Annotated in this window: 21 protein-coding genes; 14 read left to right on the top strand and 7 right to left on the bottom strand. The window is 72.5% G+C overall.

Annotation, left to right across the window (positions count from 1 at the left end; genetic code table 11):
- Nucleotides 1-162: 162 nt before the first annotated feature.
- The 6 genes from ACIA5F_RS04690 to ACIA5F_RS04665 form a co-directional block, all read right to left on the bottom strand.
- A complete protein-coding gene (locus ACIA5F_RS04690; RefSeq protein WP_399349104.1) occupies nt 163-1,284 on the bottom strand; it encodes a DUF916 domain-containing protein in 1,122 nt (373 codons plus the stop codon).
- Between the two features lie 174 nt (nt 1,285-1,458).
- Nucleotides 1,459-2,763, bottom strand: coding sequence for a hypothetical protein (locus tag ACIA5F_RS04685; protein ID WP_399349102.1), 1,305 nt, complete (start codon nt 2,761-2,763; stop codon nt 1,459-1,461).
- 293 nt (nt 2,764-3,056) lie between these two features.
- On the bottom strand, nt 3,057-4,274 hold the full coding sequence (locus ACIA5F_RS04680) for a S8 family peptidase (RefSeq protein ID WP_399349100.1): 1,218 nt from the start codon (nt 4,272-4,274) through the stop codon (nt 3,057-3,059).
- A gap of 343 nt (nt 4,275-4,617) precedes the next feature.
- Complete coding sequence (locus ACIA5F_RS04675) at nt 4,618-5,313, bottom strand: 4'-phosphopantetheinyl transferase family protein (RefSeq protein WP_399349575.1); 696 nt, start codon at nt 5,311-5,313, stop codon at nt 4,618-4,620.
- A 344-nt stretch (nt 5,314-5,657) separates the two neighbouring features.
- Nucleotides 5,658-6,173, bottom strand: a complete 516-nt coding sequence (locus tag ACIA5F_RS04670) for a hypothetical protein (protein ID WP_399349098.1) — start codon at nt 6,171-6,173, stop codon at nt 5,658-5,660.
- A gap of 234 nt (nt 6,174-6,407) precedes the next feature.
- Nucleotides 6,408-8,483, bottom strand: a complete 2,076-nt coding sequence (locus ACIA5F_RS04665) for a TerD family protein (RefSeq protein ID WP_399349096.1) — start codon at nt 8,481-8,483, stop codon at nt 6,408-6,410.
- 239 nt (nt 8,484-8,722) lie between these two features.
- Between ACIA5F_RS04665 and ACIA5F_RS04660 the strand changes: the two genes are divergently transcribed.
- Together ACIA5F_RS04660 and ACIA5F_RS04655 are read left to right on the top strand one after the other, a co-directional pair.
- Nucleotides 8,723-10,030: an SWIM zinc finger domain-containing protein gene (locus tag ACIA5F_RS04660; RefSeq protein WP_399349094.1), complete on the top strand. Its 1,308-nt coding sequence runs from the start codon at nt 8,723-8,725 to the stop codon at nt 10,028-10,030.
- A gap of 505 nt (nt 10,031-10,535) precedes the next feature.
- A complete protein-coding gene (locus ACIA5F_RS04655; RefSeq protein WP_399349573.1) occupies nt 10,536-11,312 on the top strand; it encodes an NUDIX domain-containing protein in 777 nt (258 codons plus the stop codon).
- Here ACIA5F_RS04655 and ACIA5F_RS04650 read toward each other — a convergent pair.
- A complete protein-coding gene (locus ACIA5F_RS04650) occupies nt 11,296-12,426 on the bottom strand; it encodes an XRE family transcriptional regulator (protein ID WP_399349092.1) in 1,131 nt (376 codons plus the stop codon). The genes ACIA5F_RS04655 and ACIA5F_RS04650 overlap by 17 nt on opposite strands.
- A gap of 637 nt (nt 12,427-13,063) precedes the next feature.
- On the opposite strand from ACIA5F_RS04650, the gene ACIA5F_RS04645 reads away from it, so the two are divergent.
- The 12 genes from ACIA5F_RS04645 to ACIA5F_RS04590 all read left to right on the top strand — a co-directional run bounded on the left by ACIA5F_RS04645 (nt 13,064) and on the right by ACIA5F_RS04590 (nt 20,995).
- Nucleotides 13,064-13,234 carry a hypothetical protein gene (locus ACIA5F_RS04645; protein WP_399349090.1) on the top strand — a complete coding sequence of 57 codons (171 nt, stop codon included), beginning with the start codon at nt 13,064-13,066 and terminating at the stop codon, nt 13,232-13,234.
- A gap of 30 nt (nt 13,235-13,264) precedes the next feature.
- Entirely contained in the window at nt 13,265-13,711 is a 447-nt protein-coding gene (locus tag ACIA5F_RS04640; RefSeq protein WP_399349088.1) for a protein kilB, read from the top strand.
- 96 nt (nt 13,712-13,807) lie between these two features.
- Nucleotides 13,808-14,080 carry a DUF6284 family protein gene (locus tag ACIA5F_RS04635; protein ID WP_399349086.1) on the top strand — a complete coding sequence of 91 codons (273 nt, stop codon included), beginning with the start codon at nt 13,808-13,810 and terminating at the stop codon, nt 14,078-14,080.
- A complete protein-coding gene (locus ACIA5F_RS04630; RefSeq protein WP_399349083.1) occupies nt 14,077-14,415 on the top strand; it encodes a hypothetical protein in 339 nt (112 codons plus the stop codon). Before ACIA5F_RS04635 ends, ACIA5F_RS04630 begins: the two co-directional genes overlap by 4 nt.
- Nucleotides 14,412-15,428 carry a DUF2637 domain-containing protein gene (locus tag ACIA5F_RS04625; protein WP_399349081.1) on the top strand — a complete coding sequence of 339 codons (1,017 nt, stop codon included), beginning with the start codon at nt 14,412-14,414 and terminating at the stop codon, nt 15,426-15,428. The genes ACIA5F_RS04630 and ACIA5F_RS04625 overlap by 4 nt, the downstream gene beginning before the upstream one ends.
- Nucleotides 15,425-16,027 carry a hypothetical protein gene (locus tag ACIA5F_RS04620; protein WP_399349079.1) on the top strand — a complete coding sequence of 201 codons (603 nt, stop codon included), beginning with the start codon at nt 15,425-15,427 and terminating at the stop codon, nt 16,025-16,027. The genes ACIA5F_RS04625 and ACIA5F_RS04620 overlap by 4 nt, the downstream gene beginning before the upstream one ends.
- Nucleotides 16,028-16,062: 35 nt before the next feature.
- Nucleotides 16,063-16,608, top strand: coding sequence for a hypothetical protein (locus tag ACIA5F_RS04615; protein WP_399349077.1), 546 nt, complete (start codon nt 16,063-16,065; stop codon nt 16,606-16,608).
- A complete protein-coding gene (gene traA / locus ACIA5F_RS04610; RefSeq protein ID WP_399349075.1) occupies nt 16,608-17,285 on the top strand; it encodes a plasmid transfer protein TraA in 678 nt (225 codons plus the stop codon). The genes ACIA5F_RS04615 and traA overlap by 1 nt, the downstream gene beginning before the upstream one ends.
- Nucleotides 17,286-17,297: 12 nt before the next feature.
- Entirely contained in the window at nt 17,298-19,337 is a 2,040-nt protein-coding gene (gene traB, locus ACIA5F_RS04605; RefSeq protein ID WP_399349073.1) for a plasmid transfer protein TraB, read from the top strand.
- Nucleotides 19,338-19,513: 176 nt separating this feature from the next.
- Nucleotides 19,514-19,993 carry a hypothetical protein gene (locus ACIA5F_RS04600; RefSeq protein WP_399349071.1) on the top strand — a complete coding sequence of 160 codons (480 nt, stop codon included), beginning with the start codon at nt 19,514-19,516 and terminating at the stop codon, nt 19,991-19,993.
- Between the two features lie 135 nt (nt 19,994-20,128).
- The gene (locus ACIA5F_RS04595) at nt 20,129-20,275 is read left to right on the top strand and encodes a hypothetical protein (RefSeq protein ID WP_399349069.1); all 147 of its coding nucleotides are present in this window, start codon (nt 20,129-20,131) and stop codon (nt 20,273-20,275) included.
- 18 nt (nt 20,276-20,293) lie between these two features.
- Complete coding sequence (locus tag ACIA5F_RS04590; protein ID WP_399349067.1) at nt 20,294-20,995, top strand: hypothetical protein; 702 nt, start codon at nt 20,294-20,296, stop codon at nt 20,993-20,995.
- The last annotated feature ends 17 nt before the right edge of the window (nt 20,996-21,012 follow it).

Here is a 21,012-nt window from a genome sequence, read left to right as displayed (position 1 = left end):
CACGGTGGATCTTGGTCGTGACGCCGTCTGCCAGGAGCTTCGTCGTTGCGCAGGAGCGTCCAACTCGTGGCCACTACCGCCAGGTCGGAAAAGGCTCAATGCCCCCCCGGGCCCCGGGCCGCTCCGGCACCCCGGGGCCGGGCCGGGCCAGGCCGGGCCGGGTCAAAGGGTCCGGGCCGGTTCCTGGGCGGGGGGTTCCGGGGGTTCCGGGGGGCCCGGGGTCGCCGGGGGCTCCGGGGTGGGGGGTGAGGTGGGGCGGCGGCGCAGGAGCCACACGGTGCTCACGGCTCCCACCAGTACCAGGGCCCCGCCCGCGGCGGGCCACGGCACGGCGAGGAACTCCGTACCGGACTCCGAGGAGAGCCCGGGACGGTCCACCACCCCGGCCCGGACCTTGACGGCGACCCGGTCCAACTGCGGCGCGTCCCGCCATGGTTCGGTCAGCTCGACCCGCTGGCCCGGCAGCAGCGCCGGCTTCGGTCCGCGCGCCGGACGGGCCAGCACCGTACGCCCGAACAGCCCCCGGGCCGAGACCGTCACCTCGGGCTCGACCACCGCGTTGCCCCGGTTCACCAGGGTGTACGAGACCGTGGCGCGGGCCTCCCCGGTCCAGGGCAGCAGCGGCGCGGTGCGGGTGACCCGTACGTTCTCCACGCTCAGCCCCGGGACCACCGGACCCGGGACCCGGAAGTACAGCCGGGCTCCCACCGAACGCTTCACCCCGACCCGGACCCTGCCCTCCTGCCGCACCCCCTCCACGGCGGTGGAGAGGGCGACGATCCCGCCGATGTGGTCACCGGGCGCCGCGTCCGCGGGCACCCGCACGGTGAACGCGATGTCCTTGCGGCCCCTGGCCGGGACGGCGACCGGGGCCGCCGCCTCCGGCGCCAGCGTGATCCACGCGCCGATGTCCTTGGGCGCCGTCTCCACCGGCAGGAGCGCGAAGGCCCCGCCGGCCGGGGTGTTCACGGCATCCGTGGCGAAGATCCGGAACGTCAGCTCCCGGTCGGAGGAGTTCAGGACCGTCACGCTGTCGCTGACGGTGCTCCCGGCCGCGCCCTGGTGGAAGAAGGCGGCCCGGCCGGTCGTCGCCGCCCCGGCCGCAGGCGTCGGGAAGACCCCCCAGGTGCCGTTGTCCGCCGCCGAGGCGGGCACCGCGGCCGGCAGCAGCCCGAGGAGGGCGAGGAGAGGGGCGAGGAGAGGGACGAGGGGGAGGAAACGGAAACGGATGCGGGCGTGGGTGTGGGCGTGGGCGTGAGCGTGGGCGTGGATACGGGCGCGCACGGGTGGTTCTCCAGACGGCCGGAAGGGGCGGCGGAACCGGGCCCCAGGTGGGGGTGGGTGACGTGGGGCCAGAGCCGTGGACGGTGCGGGGCCAGGGATACGGGTGGTGCGGGGCCGGAGGTACGGGTGGTGCGGGGCCGGGGTCCCGCACCACCCGGGGCGGAGCGGTGCCGGTCAGGCGACCGAGAAGGTCACCACCGACTGGTAGGTGTCGGCGAACATGAACGGCGGGAGCTGGAGCACGGCCGCGCCGCCGACCGCGAACTCGCCGCCGGTCAGCTCGCCCCCGCCCACCGCCTGCGAGGCGATCTTCAGCGGGGCGTCCGTGATCGCACCGGGCGCGCCCGCCGCGCAGGTGCTCGGGCTGTCCGGGTTGGTCACGGCGCAGGACGGCTGGATGCCGAGCTGCGCCTTGGCCAGCGCATGCCCGGTGGCCGCGTTCAGGAACGGGGTGCGGGTCGCCGTCACGTCCCAGCCCAGGGAGGAGCCGCGGAAGTCCTGGACGGTGGCCGCGTGGAACGCGCCGAACACCGACCGGGCCTTGCCGTCGATGGTCACCGTGCCGAAGCTGACGGCCGGCTGACCGCCCTCCGGGCCGAGCGCCAGCGCCCCGGGCAGCACCTCGACCTCGACCGGGTTGCGCACCCCGGCCCGCTCCTCGACGTAGACGAAGGACCTGCCCGCGCCGGCCGAGCCGTCGATCCTGATCCGGTCGGCCTTCCTGGTGACCGTCAGGCCGCAGCTCGCGGCGCCCGAGGCGTCGGCCGTGCCGCTGCCGGTGTCACCGGTGGCCGCGCCCGCGAGCAGCGCGGAACAGGTCACCGCGCCGGGCGGGAAGTTGACGCCCGTGGCGACGACGGCGGTGCCCGCCCCGCCGCTGCCGGGCGTCACCCCGGTGGTCGCCGGGTCCTTCGGGGCGGCGGCCACGGCGACCGATCCGACCGGGGCGCTGGGGCGCGGGGCGGGCGTGCAGGTCGTGGTGAAGACGGTGCCGCCCAGATCGGCGTCCGTGACGACCTGGTCGACCGTGACCTGGACGGTGGTGCCCTCGGTGCCGTCCGGGATGGTGATCGTCCCGCTGAACGCGGGTGGGTCGACCTTCTTGTTGGCCTCCTGGTGGCTCGGCAGGGGCGGGCTGGTCACGGTCTGCGCGACCCCGCCGACGAGCAGCTTGGCCCTCATCGTGTTGACGGTGTCGATCGTGAACATCGGGACCACCGGCGTCTCGCCCGGGTCGATCGTGAGGGGGACGGTGTCCCCGGCCCTGGCACCGTCGGGGAGGGTGACCGTGTAGTTCTGGCTGCCGTCGGCGCCGGGCTGCGGCGCCGGGGCGACGCACTTCACGAAGACCGGCGTGGTCCTGGTCGCGGCCTGCGCCGTCCCCGCGAGGCCCATGAGGCCCGCGAGGCCACCGGTCAGGGCCAGGGAGAGGGCGCCCGCCCCGGCCAGCACTCTTCGTCCGAGCGTTCTCGTAGTCACTGGGTCGCGACTCCTTCGTCATGACGAACCCTCCCCCCACCCGCTGTGCGGGGAGGCCGAGCCGGTGCGGTGGCCGACATTGACGCGTCGCGGAGGTGAGAAGTCAATGGCTTGCTTCCGCCCGAAGTCCCCGGAGCGCCTGAAGTCCCCGGAGCACGCGGAGACCGATGTCGCATCGGGCGGGGCGGGCCGGGCCGATGGCGGATCGACGGACGGATCGACGGACGGGCCGGCGGACGGGCCGGCGGACGGGCGGTTCGCCGCGCTGTTCAGTGCGCTGCTCGGCGGGCCGCTTACGGGGCTGTCCACCGGGTGGCCGGGACCTGGAGCAGCAGGTTCGGGGTGCCCGCCGGAAGACCGGAGAGCCGGTCCGCCGCGGCGTCGCCCACCAGCGCCCGGGACACCTCGGCCGGGGTGCGTGCCGTGCCGGTCGCCAGGATCAGCGCCGCCGCGCCCGCCACGTGCGGGGCCGCCATGGAGGTGCCGGAGGCCCGGTTGGTGGCGGTGGTGGAGCCCTTCCAGGCCGAGGTGACGGACACGCCCGGCGCGGAGAGGTCCACGCAGCGGCCGTGGTTGGAGAACGGTGCCAGCCGGTCCCCGGAGTCGGTCGCGCCGACGGTGAGGGCCTGGGGGACGCCGGAGGGCGAGCCCGCGCAGGCGTCCCCCTCGTCGTTGCCCGCGGCCACGGTGAAGGTGATCCCGGAGTCGATCACCCGGGTCACCGCCGTGTTCAGGGCGTAGCTGCGTCCACCGCCCATGCTCAGGTTCGCGACGGCCGGCACCGCAGGGGTCGCGGTGGCGTCCTTCAGCAGCCAGTCGAGGCCGCTCAGCAGGTCCGAGAGGTTCCCGGCCCCGTGGCAGTCGGCCACCTTCACCGCGACGAGCGAGACCCCCTTCGCGACCCCGTACGTCGCCCCGCCCACGGTCGCCGCGACATGCGTGCCGTGGCCGTTGCAGTCGGCGGCGCTCTCGGTGGGCACCGCGTTGTGCCCGGCCCGTGCCCGGCCGCCGAACTCCTCGTGGTCGGTGGTGATCCCGGTGTCCACGACGTAGACGGTGACGCCCTCGGCCTTCGTGGCGTACGTGTACGAGCCGTCGAGCGGGAGGTCACGCTGATCGATGCGGTCCAGCGGCCAGGGCGCGTGCGGCTGCGCGTCGGCGGTACGGAACCGCGCGTCCGGCTCCACCGACGCGACCCGGGGGTCGGAGGCCAGGGCGGCGGCGCGGGCGGGGGTGGTGCGGACGGCGAAGCCGTTGAGGACGGCGTCGTAGACGGTCCCGATCTCGTCACCGGCCGCCGCCGCCTCGCCCACCAGGGCGCGGGTCGGGGCGCGGGGGGTGGTGTCCTTGAGGACCACGACATAGGGCGCGGTGGAGGTCTCGGCGCCGGTGGTGGCGATGGTGGTGGTGGTGGCGGTGGCGGTCGGGTGCGGCGGCAGGACGGTGGCCGCCGCCAGGAGAGCGGCGACCGGGAGGGCGAGGGCCGGGAGCAGCACGGTGAATGCGGTCATGCGGCTGATGCTGGCCGCGCGGGGGTACGCCCGCGCGGAGGGTGCGCCGAGTGGCCCTACGACACGCCGCCCTCACCTGCGCCCCCACCGCCAGGCTCAGGCCCAGGGCTGAGGTCCGGTCGGGGGCGGGCCGGGGCTCGGGCAGGCCAGGACGTGCCGAACCCCGGAGGGGCGGGGCGGCCCGGGGAGTAGGGCCCGAGCTCCAGCCCTGGGCAGGGCTGGCCAGGGGGTCGGGGGCCCGGGGGCTCAGGTTCTGGCCGAGGCCGAGGCCAGGTTCCGGCCCAGGCCAGGCCGGGCCAAAGCGGGACCGGGACCGGGACCGTGGCCGGGGTGTTCGGGCCGGTCAGGCGCGCAGGGCCAGGGCTGCCGCGTAGCCGGTCGGGGCCGGCAGGTCCACCAGGGTCCAGCCCGGGACCGCGGCCGGGGTCAGGGCCGAGCCGACGTAGGGCTCGGCCAGCCCGCGGGCCAGGCCCGTGCCGGTGGCCTTGAGGTACGCCTCCTTGCGGGACCAGACGCGGGCCAGCGCGGTCTGGCGCTCCGGCCCCGCCAGGGCGGTCAGCTCGGCGGACTCCACCGGGTGCAGGGCCGTTGCCACGTCGGCCACCGCTGACGGGCTCGGAACACCCTCCACGTCGACGCCGACCGGCACTCCGGCGAAGGCCAGGTAGGCCAGGTCCTGGCTGTGTGAGAGCGAGAAGTGGATCGCGCCCCCGGCCACGGCGGGACGACCGTGCGGGCCCCCGCAGCACGGGCAGTCCTCCCGGACCAGCGGAACCTCCTCCGGGGCCAGCCCCAGATAACCTCCGAGCAGCACCCGCAGCCCCAGGTGCGAGGCGAGGTAGCGCTGCCGGTCGGCGTCCCGCAACAACCGCCCGGACCGGTCCCGTTCGGCCGTGTCCAGCAAGGGCAGCGCCTTGTCGACCCGGTGGCCGCCGACCGCATCCAGCGTGGTGTCCAGGGACCACACCGCCACGTCCGCGCCCGTCGGGAGCGCCCCGGTCCGCGGGGTTCCGCCGTCGAGCTGGTTCACGTACTCCATCACCCGATGAGAGTAGACGAGCCGCCCGCCGCCCTGGCCGCTCCAGCCCCCGGGCCGACAACCCCGGCCCTGCTCCCTCTCCAGCCCGTCACCGCGGCCCGACCCGGCCCCGGCTTTTCAGACGGCCCCGGCCCCCGGAACCCGGTACCCATCCCGGCCTCGGCGCCTGACCTCGGCGCAACCCCGGTGCCCGACCTGGCGCCGGCTCAGGTGGCTCCGTCCGGCCGCTTCCGGCCGAACCGCGCCGACCCGGCCTGCTCCCTCTCCGCCGACCTCCGCCGACCCGTACCCGGTTCGCGGAACGGGTCCGGCCAGGAGGGGCAGGAGGGTCAGAAGGACACGGCCTAGCGGCGCATCTGGGCCACCGGGGTGCTGTCCTTCGTGCTGGAGCCGGGCGAAGGGGTTCCGTCGGTCCAGGCGTAGACCCGCTTGCCGCGCACCGAGACCTGGTACTGGCGCGAGTCCCGGCACTCGGTCCGCTCCTCGGGGCGGGTGTCGCCGGGCCACCACTTGGCATGCAGCGGTGGGCCGTCAAGCAGCTTCGAGGCTCCGGCCGGGCACTTCGGGTCGTCCAGCGGGGTCGCACCGAGGGTGAAGCGGATCAGCCGGGCTTCGCCGCCGGTGCGGGCCTTTATTCGTACATCGGTGGCGTCCTTGGGTATCCAGGACGGCAACGCGAACGCCGGTTCCCCACGGGTGGGCGCATCGGAGGCCGTGGCGAAATGCTTTCCCTTCTCCTCGAAAACCCGGTTGTCGACCATGTCGGTCAGGGGGTTGGGCGGGAGATTCGGCAGCGCGAAGGCAGCGGTGACGAGCACTCCCACGGTGGCGGCGACGGTGACGAACGGACGGCGGTTCATGGAGACAAGTCTTCGCGCGGGAGCCCGTTTTCGCGTCCCTCCCCAGGACGAACCTTCTCTCTGCCTCAGGTCTCATGCGCCTCATACCTGAGAGCTGTACCGGGCTGTGCCGGGCTGTGCCGGGCTGTGCCGGGCTGCGCCGCGACAGACCAGGCCGTACGGCGCCGCGCCGAGGCGAGCCGCGCCACGCCGAGGGGGCCGCCTCGGGTCGTCGCGCCGCTTCCCGACCGTGGTTCATTCGGCGATGTCGACCCCGTAGGAGCGGGCGAGGGCGTCCAGGCCGTGGTCGTACCCCTGGCCGACCGCACGGAAGCGCCAGCGCGGGCCACGGCGGTAGATCTCGGCGAGGAGGAGCGTGCGCTCGGTGGTGGCGGCGTCCAGGGTGACCTGGGTCAGCGGCGCCGAGCCACCACCGGGACCGGCGGTGATCTGGACCGCGCCGACCTCGCCGAAGGCGGGCGTACCGTCGATCGCGGCGGCGACGACCACCTTGCGGACGGCGGGCGGCATGGCGATGAGGTCGATGGTGACGGTCTGCTCGGTCGGCCCGTCGCTGAGGAGCCGCACGGAGCCTCCCGGGCTCTCCGGGGCGCCGTAGAAGACGAAGTCGTCGTCGCAGGAGACCTGTTCGTCCTCGTCGACGGTGAAGGCGACGACATCGATCTCGCAGGTCGTCTGCTGCGCCCAGGACGCGGTCACGTCCCACCGCGCCACCGCGCCGGTCCCGGGCAGATCGAGTACGCCGCCCCGGGGCAGGACCTGCGCGGACCGTTTCCGTCCGCTCCCGGCGGGCGTGGCCGTCGGGGTGGGGGCCATGAGCCAGTCGGAGTCGTGGGTCGGCAACCGGAGGGCGATGATCCGCGCGATGCGGCGGTCGTCCACGCCGCCGGGGAGGAGAACGACGTCGGTGACGCTGGCCGAGAGGTTCACGGCCGCGGCGCCGCCGAGCACGACGACCCGGGTGCGGGCCGCCGCCGCGTCCTTGTGGGCTCCGCCCAGGACCAGGACCCGTCGTCCGGCCAGCGGCTTGTCCTCGTCGAAACCCGAGTCGGAAACTACGCCGGAACCGGAACCGGAACCGGAACCAGAATCGGAGTCAGGTCCGGAACCAGGTACGAAACCGGAGCCAGGCCCGGCGGGCGAACCGAAACCGGAACCCGTGCCAGCACCAGAACCAGGGCCAGGTCCGGGGGTTCCAGCCGTAGCTCCGGGGGTTCCGACGGTGGTCTCCGGTCGCGGCGCCGCAGCCCGCGCGGCTTCCGCCTCCACCCTCGGGTCCCCGTCCCCGTCCCCGTCCCTGACCACATCTCCGCCTCCGCCTCCGCCTCCGCCTCCGCCTCCGCCTCCGCCTCCGCCTCCGCCCGCGTCCGCCCCCGCCGTCACCGGCTTCTCGTGCGGTGTTCCCGGACGTACGTCCTCCAGCAGCGCGAGGAAGGTGGCCTCGTCAAGTAACAGAACCCCCTCGGCGGCGGCCCGCCGGGCCTTGGCCGAGCCCGAGGACGGCTCGTTGGTCACCAGAGCACTCGTGTGGCGGCTGACCGTACTCGTCATGTTCAGCCCGGAGGCGACGCACCGCGCGATCAGTTCGGTCCGCCCGGTCGCCGTGGCGCCGGTGATGGCGATCTTCATCCCCTGGGTGAGCGGACCGCCCGGCGCCGGCCGTCCGGGGTTGCGGAACGCGCACCGGGTCCTGGGCGGCGCGGGGGCGAACCGCGCGTTCTGCCGTGGCGGGCACGCCACCAGCGGCAGCGCCAGGCCGAGCCGGGCCGCCTCCCGCAGGCCGGCGCGGAGGACCCCGGCCAGGACCCGGGTGTCGTCCAGCGCGTTGTGCGCCTTCGCCTGCGGCACGCCGTAGTGGGCGGCGAGCGTCCCGAGCCGCAGGTCCGAAGTCGGCGGGTCCACGCGGCGGTTCAGCGCCAGGGTGCACAGCCGTCGTGACACGGGCAGCCGCAGCCCGGCCCGCGCGAACTCGTGCGCCAGGAAGTCGTAGTCGAACTGGGCGTTGTGGGCGACCATGACCCGGCCCTGGAGCAGCGCCGCCACGCGTCCGGCGATCTCTTCGAACGCAGGTGCCCCGCGCAGCCGCTCGGCGGTCAGGCCGTGGACATGGACCGGTCCGGGGTCGTCGCCGGGGTTCAGCAGGGTCGAGAACTCGCCGGTCCGCTGTCCGTCCGGGCCGATGGTCACCACGGCGATCGACAGCACCCGGTGCAGGCGGGGTGTCAACCCCGAGGTCTCCACATCCACCAGTGCCCAGTCGAGGGCGTCGTCGCGCAGGTCGGACACATCGGCGGCGGAGGGGGAAGTCATCCGGCAAGGATGATCCAGGGCCACCTCCCGTTCAACCCGTATCTGCAACCGGCTGAAGGGAAACCTGAAGGAGAATCCAGAAGAGGAACCAGAAGGACCAGAAAGAAGCCAGAAGGGCCAGAAGGGCCAGAAGAGGAACCTGGAGAGGAATGTTGGGTACAACACGCTTTACCGCAGCGGATATTCGTGAGATCGCCGGTCCCCGGTCCTACGAACGTGGCCTGGGCTACCTCGACTCCGTGGGAAGGCTCCGGGCCGACGGAGACCACGTCACCGCCACCGTGACGGGCACGGAACGCTACCGGGTCGTCCTGCGTACCACCGGGTCGCTCCGGGCTACGTGCGACTGTCCCTACGGCGCGGACGGCTTCTTCTGCAAGCACTGCGTCGCGGTCGCCCTCACCCTGCTGAACGACCCCGGGCGGGAGGGCGCCCTGCGGAAGGAAGCCGTAGACCGTGAAGCCGCCCTGAACACCTGGCTCGGCGGCCTCGACCGCGACGGGCTGCTGACCCTCGTACGGGCGCGGATGGCACAGGACGAGGACTTCAAGGAGGCGCTGACGCTTCGCGCCCGGACGGCCTCGGGTGACACGGCGGCGGCCGTGGCCGCTGTCAGGGAACTGGCCGATCCGTCGGGTTTCCTCCGGTACGGCTACATCGGCTACGAGGACGCCGCAGGCTATGCGGCCAGGCTCGTACGGGCGGCCCGGGCCATCGGTGACCTGTCGGAGTCCGGACGGCCCGACGCCGCGTTCGCATCGGCACGCGAGGCGATCAGCCGCGTCGCGGAGGTCTACGAGTCGGCCGACGACTCCGACGGTGCCATCGCCGAGGCCGCCGGTCTCCTGGTCGACGCCCACCTGGACGCCTGCCGCGCGGGTTCCCCCGACCCCGACGAAACGGCCGGGTGGATCGCCGGACACTGCCTCGCGGAAGACCGGCAGTGGATCGAGATCGACCCGCTGGCCTACGCCGGAGTCCTGGGTGATCGGGGTCTGGAGACGCTGCGTTTCCTGGCCGAGGAAGCCTTTCAGCGTCATCCCTCCGGATGGGCGGAGAAGTACCTCAGGGGGAGGGTGAACCGTAAGCGTGCTGCTGTGCCCCGGACCCGTACGGGTACCCGCACCGGGACCGGAGCCGGTCCTGGGACCGGTCGTGCGGCAGACACCGCACCGGACACAACGATCCGTACGCTGATCGGCGGACTGATCGCGGCCGGAGACCTCGACGCGGCCTGGACCGAAGCGGAGAAGAACGGTCTCCCCGCCCCCGCCGCCGCCCCCGAGCACTTGCTCGGGCTTGCGGATGCCTCGGCGGCCTCCCGGCCAAAGGAAGCGCTCCGGGTCTACCTCGCCGTCATCGAGAGCCGCAGCCAGTACACCGGGGACAGTGCCTACCGTGAGATCGCCGAACTCCTGGCCAAGGCCCGGGACTGTCACGGGACACTGGGCACCCTGGACACGTTCGCCGCCTACCTCGCGGCGCTGCGCACCACGTACAGACGCCGGCGGAACCTGCTGCGCGCCCTCGACCAGCGGGGTCTGTGACCAGTTTTGGGGGGCCGTCGGGCTTACGCCGACGCTACGGGACAGCCCTTAGGGTGCGGCTGACCTGCGCGAAAGCCCTCCACGAGGGAGGGCTTCGGCGAACGTGCCCCCGGCAGGACTCGAACCTGCGGCCAAGTGCTTAGAAGGAACTTGGCCGCATCGGGAACCATGGTCCCCTGACCTGCTGCGGAGCCCCTCCCCGGAGGGCGGCTGTCGCTTTCTTCTCGCGTATTCACCGGAGGGCAGTATTCCGGGGGCCTGCGGAGCCTGCTGCATCTAGATGCTCGTTGCGACTCAGAGCGTCTCAGATCGAGACTCAGTCGGCTCTATCGGACGAGTAGACCCCAAGATCACCATTCGATACCCGCAGGGGGCGTGGGCCAAGTGGTCTGACCATCGATACCCACGCCAGATCAGGAGAGACATGGGCATGCCTGAATCCCAGCCGCTGGTCCCCTACTACGCTGGTCACCACCAGCCGGCGAACGGGGAGAGTGCTCTGAGGATGGGACCGAAGTCGACAAGGGTCTACGAGACGATCCGGTCGTGGATCGAGTCGGGCAAGTACGGGCCCGGTGAGAAGCTCCCCTCCGAGCGGACCATGAGCGCCGAGCTGGAGATCGGCCGGACCGCCCTCCGGCAGGTACTCGCGCGCCTGGCGAACGAGCGGCTCATCACGGCGCACGACCGCAGCCGCTACCGGGTCGCGGGTGGGGGCGCCGTGGCCACGCCGGCGGAGCTGGAGCCCTGGACGGTTCACGGCAGCCGGACGGTCTACGAGAACAGGTGGGTCGACGTCGATCTGGTCGACGTCGAGCCGCCCGGCGTCGCGCGCTTCGAGCACCACGTGGTGCGCCTCCAGCACGTGGCGATCACTGCCGTGCTCGATGCCGAGGAGCGGGTGCTCATGCTGTGGCGCTACCGCTTCGTCCCGGAGCAATGGGGGTGGGAACTCCCTGGCGGGATCGTGGACGAAGGCGAGGACGCGGCGGCCACGGCGGCCCGCGAGACCGAGGAAGAGACCGGGTGGCGCCCGACGTCCGTCGAGCACGTCGTGACGTACCAGCCCATGATCGGCATGGTCGATTCGCCTCACGAGATCTTCGTGGCGCGGGGGGCGGAGAAGGTCGGGGACCCGACTGACGCGGAGGAGGCTGGGCATGTCGCCTGGGTGCCTCTCGCAGACGTCCCCGGGCTCATGGCCGAGGGGAAGCTGATGGGGTCAGGGACCCTGGTCGCGCTCCTGCACGTCCTCGCGTCGCGGACTACAGCCGCCCAGTAAGCAGCTCCACACGTCGGCGATGCCGCACAGACCCTGTGCGGCTCGCCAGCAGACGGGCCTGCTGAAGGTGGGAGCGTGCTTCCTCGACCTCTCCGCGAGAGAGGTGAGCCTGAGTCAGGTCGCAGTGAAGACCGGCCTTGGCCCGGACGAACGTCGGGTCCGTGCTCTGGAGCGACGTGTAGAGATCGCCCATGGCAGCGGCATCCCCCAGTAGGGCGAGCACGTTCCCCCGCCACCGACCCAGGTGGTCCGCGTTCAAGAAGACGCTCGGCATGTCGGGGTCCCGGGTCTCTTCTCCGTCCGGCAGCGACTCCATGGCCCTGCCGAGAGCGCGCTGTGCGTCGTCGCTCATCCCCGCAGCGGCGCACAGTTCCGCCTCAGCGGCACTCAGCCACGTCCGGAGCCGTGGTGACTGGCGCTCCGAATGGGTCCGTTGGGCATCCCGGATCAGCTCCACAGCCATCTTGGGGCGACCTGCATCACTCAGGACGTATGCCTGTTCGCCCATCGCGTGTGCGAGGTATAGGGGCGCGTCCGCTTCCTGCGCGGCCCGCTTCGCCAGTTCGTAGTGGCGCCAGGCGCGGTCAACCGACCCGGCGTCCAGAGCCTGCCAGGCTGCCAAGGTGGCCGCGCCCGCCAGCGCGGTGGCGATGGGGCGCCGGGCGCTGGGCAGGACGGCGAACGTGAGTGCCTCCTCCATCGCCGCCAGGTGGCCGGTCATCTGGTCCACGAGGCCCGCCGCGCCCATCTGCCGGTCCATGGTGCGCAGGAGTTCCGTCTGGTCCAGAAAGGTCTGCACCATGGATTCGCTGATGTTCCGCGCGGAGTCGATCCGGCTCAGCAGATCCTCGTAGCCATCCGGCTGCTGAACCGTCGGCCGTTCCGGCCCCCCGCGTAGTTCCGCGTCGGTGGCTCCGACCAGCGGGCGCAGGATCGCGGCGTATCGCTCCGAGATGGCCCGGCGGCCGTTCTCCCACTCGGATACGTACGTCCGCAGGCTCGCCGTGGACGCGACATCCAGCAGGCGCCGACGCGCGTAGCCCTCGATCTCGAAGATCAGCCGCTCCTGCGACCACCCTCGCGCGTTCCGTGCGGCGCGCAATCCCTGACCCATGTGCATCGCCTCCGATGGCCGTACCACCCGCAGCCCCTCACTGGATCACCGCAGGTGGGAGCGGGTTAACACCCTTGAGGTTAACCCCTGTTGGCTACCAAAGCCCTCTGGTTGAGCCGTTTCCTGAAGTGGCACCAGAGAGCGCGAGCAGGCCCGAACGAACGAAGGGCTTGCATCTGGTGCGCACCAGATGCCATGATTCTGGTGCGCACCAGATAGCCCGCAAGGGCTCAGCTCCGGTGTGCACGCACGACCAGGAGCCCCGCGTTGGACGGGGGGAGGCGACCCGGCGCCTTGTCATTCACCGGAGGGCTTGAGACCGAAAGGTCTTTCTCCATACGCCTAAAACGGGAGCTTTGCTCCCGAAGGAGACGCACGACACCACTGACCCTCTGGCTCTGCGGAGGTTGCCGTGTACCGACGAAGACCCTGGGCGCTTCCCGTGCTGGACCGGCACGAGCGGCGGCGCCGACCGCGTCATCCCCCTGAGCCGCCGATCACGCCGGGATAGCCGGTGGCGGCTCGACACCGCAGCCCGTGGCTGCGGCCGGTTGCCTCCTTCGTCCGTACAGCGCGTCAGCGCTGGACGGGCGGGGCCGAGGGGAGCCGGAGAGACCGGCCCCGGAAGGGGTTCGAGATGAACAAGAAGCTCGCCGCGGCCATCCAGCGTGACAACGAGCTGGAGGACGCCGGAATGCATGGCAACGACCGCTCGACCTGCTGGACCCACCAGAGCTGGGCCGAGGACTGCGAGGACCTGCCGTTCCACACCCAGCCGAGCGTCAGCCACTACCCGCGCCCGGCCTGACCTTCCGACTGCCTGACCGAGGAGTTCCGTATGTGGGCCAGTCTGATAGCGGTCGCTGGAACCCTGCTGGGGTCGGTGACTGGGGTGCTGCTCCAGCAGCGCACGATCCGCACGGACCGGGCCGAGGCCCGGTCGGATGAGGCCCGGGCGGCGCGGCTGGCCGCTGTGGCCGCGCTGGCGTCGGCTCTGGCGGACCACCGCAGGGCGATGTGGCTGCGCGAGGACCTGCGGCTGACCGGTGCGACCGGCGCCTATGAGGCGGCCCGCGCCGAGAGCCACACCACCCGCTCCGCCCTGACCGCTCCCCTCGCGACACTCGCGCTCCTGGCCCCGGACCTGACCGAACCCGCCAGGACCGCCGCCACCGCCTGCTACGCCCTGCGCGGCGCCACCGACCGCCAGGCCCTGACCGCGCTGCGGTCCACCGCGATCGACGCGGCCGACGACCTGGTCCGGCTCGCCGCCGCCCAGGTCTGACCCTCTTCTGCTTCACCCCCCCCATGACGTGCAGCCCCCGGCGTTCGAGCGCCGGGGGCTGCTGGTCCCGTTCCTCTCTCGAAGGAGCAAGACCCAATGAAGTCCATCGGAACTGTCCGGGGCGCCGTTACCGGCGCCGACGAGATCGACCGTGAGCCGACGCTCACGGAGCTGGACGCGATCGAGGCCGAGTTGCCGCTGATCCTGGCGGACCTCCTCCTGCTGGACGCGGAGATCACGACGCTCGACCGGGTGCCGTCCGAGCTGGACGAGCGGCGTGTCCGCCGGGCCCGCCGGCGGGTGCTGGCCGTCCGCCGGGCGCTGAGCAACCAGGCCGCCGCAGTGAACATGCCGGGTGGTGCCGCATGAGCGTGCAGTTCTTCGAAGCCTTCGGCGCCCCGCTGCGGGTTCTGCGGCTGTTCGCCGCGCAGTACCCGCACCTGCCTGCCCCGTCCGTGGACATGTCCACGATCTACCCGGACCGGCTGACGCTCTCCTTCCACGAGGACCTCGCCGGGTTCGAGGCATGGCGTGACGCCCTCTCGATCGCCCCCGACGCGGTCGGCCACCACGTTCACCGCAACGGCCGGACCCGCGTCCTGACAGCAGAGACCGACTGTGCCGGAGCCGAACTGCACCTCGTCGGCTTCGCCACGGTCCCCGCCCCGGACAGGGAGCGTTCACGAGCGGGGGGCGTCGCGTGAACGCGGTTCAGATCCGTTCATCGGAGCGTGCGCTGTCGGCCGGGACGTGGCTGATCGTGGGCGGGGCGATGCTCTACTCCGTCCTCACCGTCACCCCGCTGATGGCCGACCACACCCCGCCCGGCTGGGGCTGGACCGCGCCGATCCTGCCTCTCGTCGTGGACGCGGCGGTGGTCATCGTGGTCCGCCTGGACTCCGTCCTGGCCCGCCTGGGCGGGCACGGCGGCCTCTGGCCGGTCGCCCTGCGGTGGATGACCGGGGCCATGACCCTGGCCCTGAACATCGGCGCATCCGCGCTGGCCGGGGACCTGGTCGGGGTCGCCGTGCACTCCGTCGCCCCCCTCCTCCTCATCGTCACCGCCGAAGCAGGGCTCGCCTACCGGCGGGCCCTGACCGCCGCCGTCCTGGGCCTGGAAGCCAAGGAGCAGGAGAAGCGGCAGGCCCGGGAGAAGGCCGTGCAGGACCGGGAGGACACCCGCCAGCAGCGGGTCCGTGAACAGCGCGACCACGAAGCGAAGCTCGCCCGTGAACAGCGTGAACACGAAGCCCGCCTCGCCCGTGAAGCAGCCGACCGGCAGGACCGGGTCCGGCGGGAGGAATACGAGCGGACGCAGGCGACCGCGGCGGCCGAGCGCGCGGACGCTGAACGCCACAAGCACGAGCGTGAACAGCAGCAGGCCGACCGTGAACGCGCCGAGCGGGAAACCGCACAGCAGCGGGCACTGGAAGCCCGGCAGCGGGAAGCCGCTGAACGCCACCAACGCGAGCGTGAACAAGAACGCCTCGACCGTGAACGCGCCGAACTGCTGGCCGCCGGTCCGCCGGCGGAGAAGCTCGGCGAGGCCCAGGCCCGCAAGACCGTCGAAGCCGCGTTCACGGCCGGGCTTGCTGTCCGGGTCGCCGCCGAACTGACCGGCTGGTCCGTCGGCTGGGCCTCCAACCGCTACCAGGAACTCCGCGACACCAACACCCCCGCCCCCACCCGCCCGGCCCTGGAAGGAGCCCACTCGTGAAGCTCTCCCCGCAGACCATCCCGGTGGAGCGACTCGCCCTGCTGGGCACGCTGGTCGCCATCTTCGGCGAGCTGCATCCAGCGCTGGACCAGTGGGTCCAGAACTCCAAAGACGCCTCCTGCAAGGGTCTGTACGGCGACCACGTGGTGTATCAGGACGGAACGCCGGTCGGACAGGAAACCGGCGACCGTACCGGCTGGCCGACCATGACCGCGAGCGAACTGGGACACCGGAGCGTGGTCCGTCACGTCGCTTCCTACACCGCCGGGCAGCTGGTCGGCACGATCGCGGCCACCCGCGCCCTGGGGTACCGCGTCCCGGGCCGTGCCCTGTTGGCCGGTGCCGCGATCAACGCTGTTACGCACGCTGTGATCGACCGTCGTAAGCCGCTGCTCTGGCTCGCTGGCAAGGCGGGCAAGCGTGGATACATCGATCACTGCACCGCTGTCCGGATGGACAAGGACGGTGCTCTCTCCGCCGAGCTGTCCGGCCCCGGGACCGCGCTGATGGAGCTGGACCAGGCCCTCCACCGCGCCATCGGTGTCGGTGCGGCCGTCGTCACCACCTGGCTTGCCACCCGTCAGTGCGGCCGGGTGTGAAACCCGCTGACCGTAGCCGGACGAAGGAGTTCGTTGTGTCTCGCCGTATCCGTACGACGGCCGCCAAGACGGCCGTGCCCGGCACCGTGCGTATTCCCCGTCAGCGTGGCAGGCAGGCACCGCAGGTGATCGTGGTCGTCTCCGAGGAGCCCACCCTCACCGCCCGCGCCACCGCCGCTACCGGCCGCTGGCTGTGGCGCCACCGCCGCACCTGGGCCCCCACCGGCCTCGCCGTCACCCTGCTGGCCGTCACCGGGCTCGCCCACCTGACCGTCCCGTGGGCCGCGTTCGTCGCGGCCCCGGCCGGACTCGTCGTACTGGCCCTGCTGGCACTGAAGGCGAAGACCGCCAAGGCCAGGACCGGCGCCTCCTCCGGATGGCGGACGGCCACCGGTGTCCTCGCGCTGGCCGTCCTCACCTGGCTGTGCCTGGCCGTCTGGTCCGGCCCGGCCCGCCCCCCGCTGATGGGCCTGTGGGCACTGACCACCCTGGCCGCTCAGGTCATGTGGCTGATCGCCCGCCCCACCCCCACCACAACCGAGTCCGCCACCACCACTACTGCTGCTGAGGGGACCCTCTGATGTCCGACTGGATGCCGCACAACAACCCCGTCTCCGAAGCCCCCCGCCCCCGCCGCGCCCCGACCGGTACGGGCCCGCAGGGCGGGTGGACGGCGGGCGGCTGGCAGCAGCGGGAGGGCTGGCCGCAGAACCCGGGCAGCCAGCGTGCCCGTACCGCTCCGGGTACCGGTGCCAACGGCTCCCAGACGAAGGTCAACAGCAAGGTGAACAGCAAGACGTTCGCCGCGCCCGGGTTCACGGTGAACGTGAACGCCGGGAACAACAACCGGAGCACGACCGGCGGCGGGGCCGGGAGCAGGGAGCAGGGCGGTGCTCCTGCCCAGTCCCTGCTGCCTCCTCCGGAGTTCACCTCTCCGGCGCAGGTCCGCAACTACTGCAACTCGCTGCGGGCCGCAGCGGTCGCGCTGTCCATCGAGGTGGCGATGGGGGCCGAGATCCTCAAGAGCGTCCTGGCCGTGGTCCCTGATCCGGAGGGCCGGATCGGTGGTTCCCGGATCAGGGCGGCGAAGGTGTCCCGCAAGCTCCGCAAGTCCGCCGACGCGCTGCGGGACGCGGCGAAGAACGCCGCCGCGACCTACGCCGACTTCCAGCAGCAGTACGAGGAAGAGATCAACCGCGTCCGTCACCGCGCCCGCCCGCGCCAGCAGGCACCGCGCATGGACTGGGCCCAGTACTGAGAGGGGTGAGTGATGACCGAGCACAGTGTGGAGCAGCAGTACGAGGCCCAGCTCCAGGGCTCTTCCGACGGTGCGGGCATCCGCGCCTACATCCTGCACCGGGCCAAGCCCCATCTCCCGCCGTGGCTGTGTGCGGGCGGGGTCGGGCTGGCCGGTGCGCTCGGCAGCACCCGGTGGGCCGACAGCGCGGCGGCCGGGGTCGGTCTGACCCTGACCGCCGTCGCGTTGACGGGGGTCACCTGGTGGGCTGGCCGGACCACCGGGGTGCAGCGTCGGCTGCACTCGGCGATCACGGTGGCCGCCGGATCGGCGTGGCTGACCGGCGCCTGCCTGGCGGGCCCGGCCACCGCACCGCTGGGTGACCTCTACCTGATGGGCGCCCCGATGCTGGCCCTGTCCTGGAACCTGCGGATGATCCTGCGCCGCAACGTCGACGGCGGCGGCGCCGCCGGCGGCGGCGGCGGCACTGACAAGGGGCTGCTGGAGAAGATCGGTCTGGCGCGGGCGCAGATCGGGGCGACGACGGTCGAACCGAACCGGGTCACCGCGAAGATGGCGCTGGAGCCCGGGGAGCAGACCAACGAGGACGTGTCCAAGTCCCTTCCCCGGCTCGCGTCCGCGCTCGACCTGCCGATCTCCGCCCTGCGCTACATGCCCTCCCCGGACTCCGCGCGCCGTGGTGAGCTGGTCGTGGTCCCCGAGGACATGCTCACCCACGTCATGGAGTGGGACGAGCCCACCCAGGTGGGTGCCTCGATCGCGGAGCCGCTGGTCCTCGGCCGCTACGACGACGGGGCCCCGCTCCAGGTGTGGCTGCCCGGCGACCCCGGCACCAAGCGAAACAGCACGCATCTGCTGATCGCGGGCATGTCCGGCTCCGGGAAGGGCGAGACCGCCCTCAACGTGATGCTGGAGATCCTCTCCCGCCGCGACGTCCTCCTGTGGGTCAGCGACCCGAAGATGTTCCAGGACTTCCGGGCCCTGCTCCCGGGCATGGACTGGGCGGCCGAGGGCGGTTCCGACACCGAGGTCATGGTGGAGGCCATCAAGGCCGTCATCCCCGCCCGCACCCGCTGGCTCGGAGCCCACGGCTACCGCCAGTGGATTCCCGAAGCCGCCGTCCGGCAGAACGATCCCGCCCACTCCTGCCGCCCGACCGGCGCCTGCGGATGCCCCGGCATGCCGTTCCTGGTGACCTGGATGGAAGAAGCCGCGAACACCCTGCGGGCGCTCGGCGACGACACGTTCACCGGCATCGCGCAGGAAGCCCGCTCGGCCGGGGTGTCGCTGGTGGTCTCCCTCCAGCGTCCCTCCTACGACCAGATGTCCACCTCGACCCGCGCGTCCCTGCCCTCCGTGATCGCCCTGGGCTGCGACCCCCGCGACGAAGGGTTCTCCCTCCCGGACACCGTCATCGACGCCGGAGCCCACCCCGGCGCCTGGAGCAACCGCCGCCCCGGCTACTGCTACCTGGTCTCCCCGGGCGTTCCCGAGGACCGCTACCCCTCCCCGGGCCGCACCTTCGCCATCCCCCAAACCGCCACCCCCACCATCGAAGCCCTCGCCGCCTGGGCCCAGCACAACGGAGCCGTCGCGGACCCGGTCACTGCGGGCGCCGCGTCCCGGGTCGCCGGACACGCCTACACCGGCCGACCCGCCCCAGGCACCACCCCCGCCCCGGCCCCGGCCGTCCAGGAGGACGACGACATGGAACTCGACGGCCTGCTCGTGGACCCCGAAGACACCGGGATCGACCCCGACGCCGACCTCCCCGACGACCACCCCGGCGACGACACCCCCCTGTGGCAGGACACCGGCCACAAGCCCACCCCCGACCAGGCCCGCGAACTCTTCGCCCGCGCCCTGGACGACTTCGAGTCCGAACGCCGGATGGTCGTCGGCCCCAAGGACTTCATGGACTGGTGCGACCGTCACAACCTGTCCCGTCCGTGGGTCTCCGCCCGGCTGAAAGAGGCCGCCATGGAAGGACGGCTGGAGCCCACCTCCGCCACCGGCCGGTGGCGGATCGTCCCCAGCCTCGCCGCCGCGTGACACCTGACACCCCCTGACACCGTCACGGGCCCTGACACCCAAATCCTTAGGCAGACCCGCTGTCAGAAACCCGTGACATCAATGCCTGACACCGCCTGACACCCCGCCCTGACACCTCCACCACGGGCCCGCGCCACCACCACGGCGCGGGCCCGCCCTCTTCCCCGGAGGCCCTCATGACCCACCACCCCACCTACCCGAACGCCCCCGTCCCGGTCCGGTACGGGGACGCGCTCCTCTACCCGCCGGCCGTCCCCGGACCGCTGATGCCGCTCGCCGAAATAACGCCCGGCATCCAGCTCGTCACCCTCCCCGACGGCACCCGCACCCTCACCCCCATCGGCGCCCCCGCCCCCGTTCCTGTCGTCGTTCCGGGCCCGGCCGGAATCCCGGGATGGGCGAAGACCACCGCCCTCCTCGCCCCCACGATCGGCGCGGGCATCGGCGGCGCCGGGTTCGGACTCGCCTACGCCGCCCCCGGACTCATCGCCCTCGCCGACGCCCTCTGGGCCACCGTCGCCCTCATCGCCGCCGGAGCCCTCATCACCCTCACCCGCCCCCGGCGCGGCACCGCCCGGCCGACCACCCACATCACCCAGCACATCACCACCACCGGCCTCTTCAGCCGCGCCACCGGCACCATCACCCACCGCTGAAAGGGGCCCGACCTCCGCACGGTCAGGGAGGGGTTCAGGGAGAACTCCCTGACCCGCCTCCCTCGCCCTGACCAGCCACTAGGCCCCATTCCGGATCAACCCCGGCCACCACCCCTCACCAAGGAGAAAAGCCCCTTGACCTACTGCGACGAGTGCGCCGACTACGACTGCCCCGGCCACAGCCTGTGCGAGGACTGCGACGGCGACATCTGCACCGAGTGCGGCGGCTGCCCGGACAACCCCTGCCCCGGCTACATCGCCCACGTCACCGGCACCCACTGACCCGACCAGGGAGACCCCATGACCACCAGCTTCGTCACCGCCGTCGCCACCCGGACCGGCACCCACGGCACCAACGCCGACGCCGCGCACACCTGGACCGCAGCCGACGGGGCCATCGGCGCCGCGGTCATCGACGGCATCGGCCACAGCGACCCCCTCCACGACCTCGTCCCGGTCCTGGCCGTCGCCGCCGCGCGGACCAGCGCCACCGACGGCGCGCTCAGCGGGCTCCTCACCGCGTCCCTCCTGGTCCGCGACCCCGGCGCCGTCCCGGTCACGCCCCGCGTGGACGCCGTCGCCGTCACCGCCCGCGCCCGCCCCGGCGCACCCACCTGGATCTGCTGGGCCGGAGACGCCCGCGCCTACGGCTGGGACGGCACCACCCTGACCCGGTACACCACCGACGACAACGTCGCCACCTACCTGGCCACCCACGGCATCCCCGACGAGATCGCGGAGCAGTTCGCCAACCGCATCAACATCGCTCTCGTGGACGCCAGCCCCGCCACCGTCCACCACGTATCGATCCCCGCCGGCCACCTGGTCCTGCTGACCTCCGACGGCATCCACGACCAGATCGCCCACAGCCACATGCGGCACCTCGTCACGAAGTACGCGGGCGCTCCGGAGACACTCGCGGAGAGCCTCGTCGCCGTCGCCCAGCCCGACCCCGACGGCTACCGCGACGACGCCACCGCCGTCGTCATCGCACCCGCATAACCCGCACCAGCCCGGAT

Origin of the sequence: Streptomyces sp. NPDC051567, from assembly GCF_044454165.1 — a bacterium.
In the GTDB taxonomy this organism is placed as follows: Bacteria; Actinomycetota; Actinomycetes; order Streptomycetales; family Streptomycetaceae; genus Streptomyces.
The sequence above is the reverse complement of the archived record's forward strand: the minus strand, read 5'-3'. Positions and strand labels throughout refer to the sequence as shown.

Excerpts from the sequence above, each read along its gene's own strand:
- ACIA5F_RS04680 (WP_399349100.1), bottom strand. The coding sequence starts at position 4,274 with ATGACCGCATTCACCGTGCTGCTCCCGGCCCTCGCCCTCCCGGTCGCC.
- ACIA5F_RS04675 (WP_399349575.1), bottom strand. The coding sequence starts at position 5,313 with ATGGAGTACGTGAACCAGCTCGACGGCGGAACCCCGCGGACCGGGGCG.
- ACIA5F_RS04670 (WP_399349098.1), bottom strand. The coding sequence starts at position 6,173 with ATGAACCGCCGTCCGTTCGTCACCGTCGCCGCCACCGTGGGAGTGCTC.
- ACIA5F_RS04665 (WP_399349096.1), bottom strand. The coding sequence starts at position 8,483 with ATGACTTCCCCCTCCGCCGCCGATGTGTCCGACCTGCGCGACGACGCC.
- ACIA5F_RS04655 (WP_399349573.1), top strand. The coding sequence starts at position 10,536 with ATGGGACCGAAGTCGACAAGGGTCTACGAGACGATCCGGTCGTGGATC.
- ACIA5F_RS04650 (WP_399349092.1), bottom strand. The coding sequence starts at position 12,426 with ATGGGTCAGGGATTGCGCGCCGCACGGAACGCGCGAGGGTGGTCGCAG.
- ACIA5F_RS04645 (WP_399349090.1), top strand. The coding sequence starts at position 13,064 with ATGAACAAGAAGCTCGCCGCGGCCATCCAGCGTGACAACGAGCTGGAG.
- ACIA5F_RS04640 (WP_399349088.1), top strand. The coding sequence starts at position 13,265 with ATGTGGGCCAGTCTGATAGCGGTCGCTGGAACCCTGCTGGGGTCGGTG.
- ACIA5F_RS04635 (WP_399349086.1), top strand. The coding sequence starts at position 13,808 with ATGAAGTCCATCGGAACTGTCCGGGGCGCCGTTACCGGCGCCGACGAG.
- ACIA5F_RS04630 (WP_399349083.1), top strand. The coding sequence starts at position 14,077 with ATGAGCGTGCAGTTCTTCGAAGCCTTCGGCGCCCCGCTGCGGGTTCTG.
- traA (WP_399349075.1), top strand. The coding sequence starts at position 16,608 with ATGTCCGACTGGATGCCGCACAACAACCCCGTCTCCGAAGCCCCCCGC.
- traB (WP_399349073.1), top strand. The coding sequence starts at position 17,298 with ATGACCGAGCACAGTGTGGAGCAGCAGTACGAGGCCCAGCTCCAGGGC.
- ACIA5F_RS04600 (WP_399349071.1), top strand. The coding sequence starts at position 19,514 with ATGACCCACCACCCCACCTACCCGAACGCCCCCGTCCCGGTCCGGTAC.
- ACIA5F_RS04590 (WP_399349067.1), top strand. The coding sequence starts at position 20,294 with ATGACCACCAGCTTCGTCACCGCCGTCGCCACCCGGACCGGCACCCAC.